Genomic DNA, 7,105 nt, shown 5'->3' with positions numbered 1-7,105 from the left:
GGCCTGGTTTTTTTTTAAAAGACCCCGCGCAACTCCTCCCTTAAATTTTTATATTTCTGTCCATAACTGGGGCCCCCCTGCTGCCGCTGGCGGGCCCCTGTTTCACGTGAAGGACACGGAGGCAACTATCCGCCCGGGCCTCCGAAGAGGCCTCCGCTGTTGCTGCCATTGCCGTTGCCTCTACTGGTCCCGGTGGAGGCGGATTCCGTCGGTGAGGCGCTCACTCCTCCGTCGGTGGTGCCACCCGTATCGGTACCGCCGGTGTCGGTCCCACCGGTGTTCTGGCACTCGAAGTCGAACCTCCTGCAGGTCTCACTCGGCGAGGGCGACGGGGACGTCAGGGTCGCGCTGGGAGTGGGAGTCGGCGTCGGGCTCTCGGACGCGCTCTCGGTGGCCGAGGGCGTCGGCGTCGGGCTCGGGGTGTCGTTGAGGACCACACCGATGTCCTCGGGCGTCGGGAAGCGCTCCGCCTTCTCGCCCTTGAGCGCCACCTCCATGTAGTCCCGCCAGATCTGAGACGGGAACGAGGCACCGTGAATGGTCTTCTCGCCACCCGTGCCGTACATCTGAAGGAACTCGCGGTTCTTCTTGGTCTCGTCGTCGTCCAGGCGGTACATGCCGATCGACGTGGCCAGCTGCGGGGTGTATCCGACGAACCAGGCGGACTTGTTGCCGTCGGTCGTACCGGTCTTGCCGGCCACCTCACGGCCCTTCAGCTGCGCGTTGGTGCCGGTGCCCTTCTCCACCACGGTCTTCAGGACGTCGGTGACGTTGTCGGCGACCGCCGGGGTGAAGGCGTCCTGGTCCTTCGCGATCTTGTCGTGCTGGAAGACCATGCCGTTCTTGTCGGTCACCTTCTCGACCGAGTACGGGTCCCGCTGCTTACCGCTGGCCGCGAAGGTGGCGTACGCACCGGCCATACGGATCGCGCTCGGGGATGAGGTACCGAGCGAGAACGACGGGAACCTCGAACTGGCGAGGCTCGACTCCTTGATGCCCGCGCTCAGGACGGCTTCCTTGACCTTGTCCAGGCCGACGTCCATGCCCAGCTGGACATAGGCGGAGTTGACGGACTCGCGCATCGCCTCACGCAGGTCGATCTTGTAGCTGGGCGGGTTGTACGACCGCTGGCCGTCGTTCTGCTGCAGCCACTCCCTGCCCTTGTCGTCCGTCCAGTCGGTGTGGTCGTAGTCCTTGATCTTGAGCTTGTTCTTACCGCTGTAGAAACTCTTCGGAGAGACCTTCGTACGCGCGTCCTGCGGCTGGGACACCTCACCGTCGGGATCCCGAACGCCCCAGGACATGGCGGCCGCCAGCACGAAGGGCTTGAACGTCGAACCCACCTGAGCACCGGTCTGGTCGGCGTTGTTGGTGAAGTGCTTGGTCGCGTCCTCACCACCGTAGATGGCCTTGATCTGACCACTGGCCGGGTCCACGGAGGCTCCGCCGAACTGGACGTATTTGTCCGTCTTCGGTCGCAGCTTTTCCTTGATGTTGGCCTTCCGCACCTTCTTCACCGCGGCCTCGAGCGCGTTGACCTTCTTCCTGTTGAAGGTCGTGTGAATCTCGAGGCCACCCTGCCGAAGCCTGGTCTCCGAGATCCCGGTCTCGTCGCTGTGTTGAATCAGGTACGAGTTGGCCAGGTCGACGAGATAGCCGATCTGCCCGCTCAGCGCGGCGTTGGACCGCGGGCTCTTGATCTCGGGGAACTTGGTGAACTTGCTCCGAGCCGCCTGGCTCAGGCGGCCGTCCTTGACCTCTTCGTTGAGAATCCACCGCCAGCGGTCCTCGGCGCGCTTGCGGTTGGCCTGAGGCGAGGCGGCCTGGTCGATCGACTGGGCACCCGCTGGGTCGTAGTACGTGGCGCCCTTGAGCACCGCCGCCAGGAAGGCACACTGGCTCGCGTCCAGTTCCTGGGCGGGCTGGTCGAAGTAGGCATGCGCCGCGGCCTGGATCCCGTAGGCGTTGCGCCCGTAGTACGCGGAGTTCAGGTAGCCGGCCATGATTTCGTCCTTGGGCATCTTGGCCCCGACCTTGATGGAGACGAACAGCTCCCTGAGCTTGCGCGAGACCGTCTGTGACTGGTCCTCGAGCATCGCGTTCTTCACGTACTGCTGGGTGATGGTGGAGCCACCCTGCGTCTGACCGCCCTTGGCCATGTTGACGAAGGCGCGGGCGATACCCATCGGGTCGACGCCGCTGTCGGTCTCGAACGTCTTGTTCTCGGCCGACATGACAGCCCACCGCATCTCCTTGGGGATCTGCGCGTAGCTGATGATCTGGCGGTTGGTCTCACCACCCGAGGCGACCATCTGGGTGTCGTCGTCCCAGTAGTAGACGTTGTTCTGCGCTCTGGCGGTCTTGCCGACTTCCGGGATGCCCACCAAGGCGTAGGCGACGCTCGCCGCCGCGACCAGGCTGCCGCAGAAGCCGATGAACAGACCCGTCACGAGCTTCCAGGACGGCACCCAGCGCGCGGCGCCGTACTTGCCGGCGCGCGGGTAGTCGATGATGCGTTTCCGGGCAGGCTCGGGGGCGCGGCCTCGGCCGCGTCCTGGCCCGTTCGGGCCCGGGGGACCACCACGTCGGCCGCCCCCTCCTCCGGGGCCACCGTGTCCCGCGCCGTCGGCGGCTCTGCGCCGGCCTCCGCCGCTCCCTCTCTGTGTGGCCCGCCGTGCCTCGGCACGGCTACCGAACGGGCTCTCTGCACCCCCCGAGTCATAGGAATCGGAAGGAGACCCGGTGGCGCCTCGCGGTGTCTCCCGGCGGCCTGCGGACGGCCCGGGCTGTGGCTGGCCGCGCCGGGCCGCGGCACGTCCGCCGCCCTGCGGCTGCGGCGGTTTGCGACGGTGCTCGCTCATCGAACGATTACTCCTCGGGCAGGCGCACCTTTGCGCGCCTGGAAACGGCGGCTGGTTTCCGGTCCCCCCGAAGTACGGATGCGGTCGTTAGCGCATTCACCCGTACTGCACCGAAGACGTTGACGTTCTCAGGCGTCACTCGGTTCCCGGTGGTGTGCATGACGCACAGACTACGCACCGTCAAAACGTGCCTAGCACCGAAGTTCACCCCAAATCAGGCAACTTGCTTCGTATGAATCAGTGATGTGACGCCGTTCACCCTGTCCCCTCTTGTCGCAACCGCAGGGGCGTTCTATCGTGCTGATGTATCGAGTCGATACATCAGCACGACATACTGACCGTGCCGACGAGGCAGCGACAGGGAGGAGGCGACGATGAGCCGGCGTTCCGGGATTCTCGAGTTCGCTGTACTCGGCCTGCTCCGCGAGTCCCCGATGCACGGCTATGAACTGCGCAAACGACTCAATACGTCACTGGGCGTGTTCCGTGCCTTCAGCTACGGAACGCTCTACCCCTGCCTCAAGACGCTGGTCGCCAACGGCTGGTTGATCGAGGAAGCAGGATCCACGCCTGAAGACGCCCTCACGGCAACGCTCGCAGGGCGTCGCGCCAAGATCGTCTATCGATTGACGGCCGAAGGTAAGGATCACTTCGAGGAACTTCTCGCGCAGACGGGTCCCGACGCGTACGAGGACGAGCACTTCGCCGCTCGCTTCGCCTTCTTCGGGCAGACGTCGCGCGATGTACGCATGCGCGTACTGGAGGGTCGCCGCAGCCGTCTGGAGGAGCGCCTCGAGAAGATGCGCGCCTCGCTGGCGCGCACCCGGGAGCGCCTCGACGACTACACGCTTGAGCTCCAGCGCCACGGAATGGAGTCCGTGGAGCGCGAAGTGCGCTGGCTGAACGAGCTCATCGAGAGCGAGCGGGCCGGACGGGACATCAAGCAGTCCGCCTCCGAAGGCTCCGCTCAGCAGGACATCACATCTGGAGAGACGGGCGGCCTGCCCCGGCACCGGGACAGCACCCGGCCGGATCCGTCCGACGACACCGCCACGTGAGACCCATCCGGGGTTTCACCGATACACACAGGGAGCAACCGGAATGGGTTCGGTTCGCGTAGCCATCGTCGGCGTGGGCAACTGCGCCGCCTCGCTGGTTCAGGGCGTCGAGTACTACAAGGACGCCGACCCGGCGACCAAGGTGCCCGGCCTGATGCACGTCCAGTTCGGCGACTACCACGTCGGTGACGTCGAGTTCGTCGCCGCGTTCGACGTCGACGCGAAGAAGGTCGGCCTCGACCTCTCCGACGCCATCGGTGCCAGCGAGAACAACACCATCAAGATCTGCGATGTCCCGAACAAGGGCATCACGGTCCAGCGCGGTCACACCCTGGACGGTCTTGGTAAGTACTACCGCATGACCATCGAGGAGTCCGCCGAGGCCCCGGTCGACGTGGTCCAGATCCTCAAGGACAAGCAGGTCGACGTCCTCGTCTGCTACCTGCCCGTCGGTTCCGAGGAGGCGGCGAAGTTCTACGCCCAGGCCGCCATCGACGCCAAGGTCGCCTTCGTCAACGCTCTCCCGGTCTTCATCGCCGGCACCAAGGAGTGGGCGGACAAGTTCACCGAGGCGGGCGTCCCGATCGTCGGCGACGACATCAAGTCGCAGGTCGGCGCGACCATCACGCACCGTGTGATGGCGAAGCTGTTCGAGGACCGCGGTGTCCGTCTTGAGCGCACCATGCAGCTCAACGTCGGCGGCAACATGGACTTCAAGAACATGCTGGAGCGCGACCGCCTCGAGTCCAAGAAGATCTCGAAGACGCAGGCCGTCACCTCGCAGATCCCCGACCGTGAGCTGGGCGAGAAGAACGTCCACATCGGTCCCTCGGACTACGTGGCCTGGCTCGACGACCGCAAGTGGGCGTACGTCCGCCTCGAGGGCCGTGCCTTCGGCGACGTCCCGCTGAACCTGGAGTACAAGCTCGAGGTCTGGGACTCCCCGAACTCGGCGGGTGTCATCATCGACGCCGTGCGCGCCGCGAAGATCGCGAAGGACCGCGGTATCGGCGGCCCGATCCTCTCCGCGTCGAGCTACTTCATGAAGTCCCCGCCGGTCCAGTACTTCGACGACGAGGCCTTCGCCAACGTCGAGAAGTTCATCAAGGGCGAGGTCGAGCGCTAAAGCACAGCTTCGTGCTCGCTGTTGAGGGTCCCCGGGCATTGCGCCCGGGGACCCTCCTCGTATGTGAGGCTGTGCCCCATGGCCGTCGTGCGTGACCTGCGCGTCCTCCTGCGCTTCCAGGGATTCAGACGCCTGCTCGGCGTGCGGCTGCTGTCCCAGGGCGCCGACGGCGTCTATCAGGTCGCGCTGGCCACCTATGTGGTCTTCTCACCGGAGAAGCAGACCTCGGCGGCCTCGATCGCCTCCGCGATGGCGGTGCTGCTGCTCCCGTACTCCCTCATCGGTCCGTTCGCGGGTGTCCTGCTGGACCGCTGGCGGCGTCGGCAGGTTTTCCTGTACGGCAATCTGCTGCGCACGGCGCTGGCCTGCGTGACCGCGGTTCTGATCCTGAGCGATGTCCCCGACTGGCTCTTCTACGCTTCCGCGCTCTCCGTCACCGCGGTCAACCGATTCGTCCTGGCCGGGCTCTCGGCTTCACTGCCCCGTGTCGTCGACGCGGACCGTCTCGTGCTGGCCAACTCCCTTTCACCGACCGCCGGAACGCTCGCGGCGACTCTGGGCGGAGGTCTCGCGTTCGCCGTACGACTGGTCGTCGCGGACTCCGACGCGGCGGTGGTCCTCGTAGGAGCGGCGCTGTACCTCTGCGCGGCCCTCGCCTCCCTGCGCATCGCCCCGGACCTCCTCGGGCCCGAACAGGAGTTGGTCCACCCCCATCTGGCCACCGCCCTCGCCGGCACCGCGCGAGGCCTCGCGGCGGGCGTACGTCATCTCGCGGAGCGCCGACGGCGGGAGGCTGCCTGGGCTCTGATGGCCATGACGCTGATGCGCTTCTGCTACGGCGCTCTGACGGTCATGGTGCTGATGCTCTGCCGCTACGCATGGGCAGCCGGCTCGGACGACGGGCTGGCGCTCCTGGGGCTGGCCGTGGGCGTCTCCGGAGCCGGCTTCTTCGTGGCGGCCGTGGTGACGCCCTGGGCTGCCGGGCAACTGGGTTCCGGCCGCTGGATCGCCGTCTGTGCCGGAGCCGCGGCGATCCTGGAACCCGCGCTCTGCCTCCCGTTCGCCCCCGCGCCCATGCTGGTGGCCGCATTCGTGCTGGGCGTGACCACGCAGGGCGCGAAGATCGCCACGGACACGATCGTGCAGTCCTCCGTCGACGACGGCTTCCGCGGCCGAATCTTCTCCGTTTACGACGTGCTCTTCAACGTCGCTTTCGTCGGAGCGGCCGCAGTGGCCGCTCTGATACTGCCTTCTGACGGACGGTCGGTTTCCCTTGTCGTGACCGTGGCGGCGGTCTACGCGTCAATTGCGGCCGCTATGGCCAGCTTTGAACGTCAGTAAGTGTCACATGAGTGCCACAGAGCCAATCCTGACTACTGCGTTGTCACAGGGTCCCGATAGCTTATGTGGGTCTTATTCGCGTCACGCGCCTACGTTCCAGGGGGACCCCCAAGTGACAACTCCGCCGCCCCAGGGCCAGAACCCGTTCGCTCAGGGCCAGCCGCCCTACGGCCAGCCGCCCCAGGGCCAGGCCCCGTACGGCCAGCAGCCCCCGCAGGGATACCCGCAGCAGCCGACCGCCGGGTACGCCCCGGTCCCGCCGGAGCGCCCGAAGCGGGGCTTCAAGCAGTACCTGCGCATAATCGTGGCCATCGCGGGTGTCTCCATCATCGTGGGCGGCTGGCTGTTCAGCGACAGCGAGGACGCCAAGAAGCTGGCCGTCGGCGACTGCCTCTACAACAAGGGCTCCGACAACGACCCGGACGTGGTGCAGGTCGACTGCACGGACTCCAAGGCCACGCACAAGGTCCTCAAGAAGGCAGACGGCGCTTCGCTGGCCCAGCTGACGTGCCAGAGCGTCGCGGGGACGACGGCGACGCTGACGTGGAAGGAAACGGGCGACTCCTTCACCCTCTGCCTGGGAGACAACAAGTAGCCGGCAGAACCAGATGTGCGAAGGGGCGGTGTTTCACGTGAAACACCGCCCCTTCGCGTCGCCCGGCGTCGATGTTTCACGTGAAAAAAACACGCCCGGCCACCCCCCCCCCGCCATGTTAGGG

General features: G+C 66.1%; 5 protein-coding genes. 4 read left to right on the top strand and 1 reads right to left on the bottom strand.

Going from position 1 to position 7,105, the window contains the following annotated elements:
* Positions 1 to 125: 125 nt before the first annotated feature.
* Positions 126 to 2,861, bottom strand: coding sequence for a transglycosylase domain-containing protein (locus tag ACFWBT_RS40395; RefSeq protein ID WP_385709074.1), 2,736 nt, complete (start codon positions 2,859 to 2,861; stop codon positions 126 to 128).
* 374 nt (positions 2,862 to 3,235) lie between these two features.
* On the opposite strand from ACFWBT_RS40395, the gene ACFWBT_RS40390 reads away from it, so the two are divergent.
* From ACFWBT_RS40390 to ACFWBT_RS40375, 4 genes are all read left to right on the top strand, one after another.
* Positions 3,236 to 3,919 carry a PadR family transcriptional regulator gene (locus ACFWBT_RS40390; RefSeq protein ID WP_266760584.1) on the top strand — a complete coding sequence of 228 codons (684 nt, stop codon included), beginning with the start codon at positions 3,236 to 3,238 and terminating at the stop codon, positions 3,917 to 3,919.
* Positions 3,920 to 3,962: 43 nt separating this feature from the next.
* A complete protein-coding gene (locus tag ACFWBT_RS40385; RefSeq protein WP_385709070.1) occupies positions 3,963 to 5,045 on the top strand; it encodes an inositol-3-phosphate synthase in 1,083 nt (360 codons plus the stop codon).
* A gap of 78 nt (positions 5,046 to 5,123) precedes the next feature.
* Positions 5,124 to 6,386, top strand: a complete 1,263-nt coding sequence (locus ACFWBT_RS40380; protein WP_385709068.1) for an MFS transporter — start codon at positions 5,124 to 5,126, stop codon at positions 6,384 to 6,386.
* Between the two features lie 112 nt (positions 6,387 to 6,498).
* A complete protein-coding gene (locus tag ACFWBT_RS40375; RefSeq protein ID WP_385709066.1) occupies positions 6,499 to 6,981 on the top strand; it encodes a hypothetical protein in 483 nt (160 codons plus the stop codon).
* The last annotated feature ends 124 nt before the right edge of the window (positions 6,982 to 7,105 follow it).

It is taken from the genome of Streptomyces sp. NPDC060027 (assembly GCF_042737005.1).
Lineage (GTDB): Bacteria > Actinomycetota > Actinomycetes > Streptomycetales > Streptomycetaceae > Streptomyces.
Note: the sequence above shows the minus strand (reverse complement) of the source record. Positions and strands in the feature narration are given on the sequence as shown.